3 protein-coding genes are annotated in these 2,182 nt (G+C 65.4%); all 3 read left to right on the top strand.

Annotation, left to right across the window (positions count from 1 at the left end; all coding sequences use genetic code 11):
* Window positions 1-255: 255 nt before the first annotated feature.
* From MOV75_RS35455 to MOV75_RS35445, 3 genes are read left to right on the top strand one after another with little or no spacing between them, the layout of a single operon-like run.
* Window positions 256-1,143 carry a YicC/YloC family endoribonuclease gene (locus tag MOV75_RS35455; RefSeq protein ID WP_246932182.1) on the top strand — a complete coding sequence of 296 codons (888 nt, stop codon included), beginning with the start codon at window positions 256-258 and terminating at the stop codon, window positions 1,141-1,143.
* Between the two features lie 3 nt (window positions 1,144-1,146).
* Complete coding sequence (gene gmk, locus MOV75_RS35450; RefSeq protein WP_246932180.1) at window positions 1,147-1,806, top strand: guanylate kinase; 660 nt, start codon at window positions 1,147-1,149, stop codon at window positions 1,804-1,806.
* A 19-nt stretch (window positions 1,807-1,825) separates the two neighbouring features.
* Window positions 1,826-2,044, top strand: coding sequence for a hypothetical protein (locus tag MOV75_RS35445; RefSeq protein WP_247007668.1), 219 nt, complete (start codon window positions 1,826-1,828; stop codon window positions 2,042-2,044).
* The last annotated feature ends 138 nt before the right edge of the window (window positions 2,045-2,182 follow it).

The following is a 2,182-nucleotide window of genomic DNA, read 5'->3' as shown; positions in this document are numbered from 1 at the left end:
CTGCCGATACGCCGACAGCGACGACGCCGGCCCGGCCCAACCAGCAGAAAAAGCAACCGTCACGGCCTGCCAATCCAGCCAATCCCGCACCGGCGCGGCAGGGCGCGGTGCAACCCTCGCCGCCAGTGGTCCAGCGCTAGGCGCGTTGCAGACCTGCTTGCGGGACTTTGCGGATTCCACTTTCCTGCAAAATAGTCTTAAGATTCGCGTGGCTTGATGCCTCGCGAATCCTGTGTTCCTGGAGAATTTGACCTGATGGCGCTGTCGTCCATGACCGGCTTTGCCCGAAGCCACGGCGCTAGCGGGCCGTACACGTTCGAATGGGAATTGAAGTCGGTCAACGCCAAGGGCTTTGACCTCCGGGTGCGGCTGCCACAGGGGTTCGACGAGCTCGAGGCCCATGCCAAAAAGCGCGCCGGCGAGCTTTTGTCGCGCGGCACCGTCTACGCCAATCTCACCGTCAAGCGCGCCAACGCCGCCGCCACGGTTCGCGTCAATGAGGACGTGCTCAACGCCGTCCTGAAGGCCGCCGCAGTGATCGCCGGCAAGGTCGACGCGGTGGCGCCGAGCATCGACGGCCTGCTCGCCATCAAGGGCGTCGTCGAGGTTGCCGAGCCCGAGGGCGACGAGGAGGAGGACAAGGCAGCCCGTGCCGCTGCCGCCGAGGCCTTCGACAAGGCCCTCGACGAGCTCGTCGCGATGCGCAAGCGCGAGGGCACTTCGCTGGGGCAGATCCTGATCCAGCGGGTGGACGAGGTCGAGCAGCTGGCGAAAAAGGCGGAAGCTTCGCCCGGCCGCAAGCCGGAGGCGATCAAGGCCAGGCTCGCCGAGCAGATCGCGAGCCTGCTCGACACCTCAGACCGTTTCGATTCCGACCGCCTGATGCAGGAGGCGATCCTGATCGCCACCAGGGCCGACATCCGCGAGGAGCTCGACCGCATCGCCTCGCACATCGCGCAAGCGCGCGAACTGATCGGCAAGGGCGGCCCGATCGGCCGGAAGCTCGACTTCCTGGCGCAGGAATTTCACCGCGAGGTCAACACCTGCTGCTCGAAGTCGAACGACATCGAACTGACCAATACGGGGCTGGCCATGAAAAACGTGGTCGAGCAGTTCCGCGAGCAGGTCCAGAATCTGGAGTGATCGATGACGACGGGCGGTCACGGAACTGACGGTGTCGAGCGACGCGGATTGATGTTCGTGCTGTCCTCGCCCTCGGGCGCGGGCAAGACGACGCTGTCGCGCCTTTTGATCGATCGCATGTCCGGCCTGAAAATGTCGGTCTCCGCGACCACGCGGCCGATGCGGCCGGGCGAGGTCAACGGCAAGGATTATCTGTTCCTCGACAAGGCCAAGTTCGAGGCGATGGTGAAGGGCGACGAGCTGCTGGAATGGGCCACCGTGTTCGACAACAGCTACGGCACGCCGCGTGCGCCGGTCGAAGCCGCGCTGTCGTCCGGGCAGGACGTGCTGTTCGACATCGACTGGCAGGGCACGCAGCAATTGCGCGAAAAGGCGCGCGCCGACGTCGTCAGCGTCTTCATCCTGCCGCCCTCGGCGGCCGACCTCGAAAAGCGCCTGCATTCGCGCGCGCAGGATTCCGACGAGGTCATCCGCAAGCGCATGAGCCGCGCCAGCCACGAGATGAGCCATTGGGCCGAGTACGACTACATCGTGATCAACCACGACGTCGACGAGGCCTTCGCCGAGGTGCAATCGATCCTGAAGGCCGAGCGCCTCAAGCGCGAGCGGCGGATTGGCCTCGTTGGTTTCGTGCGAGGTTTGCAGGGTCAGCTTCAGGGCTAGGCTGCGGTAGCCGCGGGCCTTGCTTCGCCAGTCGTTCCAGCATCGCGGTGATCACGTCGACGTCGACGGCTTCTTCAACCTGCACGTCTTCATCGCGCCCGACTTCGCTTTGAGCGAAAGGCTTTTCGTCATCGGCGTGCTTGGTGACGTCCTTGGCGACGTCCTTGGCCGCGAGCCGCGGGGGCGATGCCTCGATCTCGAACTCTGCGTCGAAGATGTCGGCCTTGTCGAGCTCTGAGGCGGCGTTGCGAATGGAGGCGGATTGGGCCGCGATCCTGCCGATCTCCCTGGTGAATGCAGCGAGCTGCGCGGTCTGCGGCGGTCGTGCTTCGTCGAAGTCGACCGGGCTCGGCTGCGCGCGCGGCGTGACGGCCGG

It is taken from the genome of Bradyrhizobium sp. PRIMUS42 (assembly GCF_023006515.1).
In the GTDB taxonomy this organism is placed as follows: Bacteria; Pseudomonadota; Alphaproteobacteria; order Rhizobiales; family Xanthobacteraceae; genus Bradyrhizobium.
This window is presented reverse-complemented; position numbering and strand designations above follow the sequence as displayed.

Bases quoted from the DNA above. Each gene is read 5' to 3' on its own strand.
- MOV75_RS35455 (WP_246932182.1), top strand. From the start codon at position 256: ATGGCGCTGTCGTCCATGACCGGCTTTGCCCGAAGCCACGGCGCTAGC.
- gmk (WP_246932180.1), top strand. From the start codon at position 1,147: ATGACGACGGGCGGTCACGGAACTGACGGTGTCGAGCGACGCGGATTG.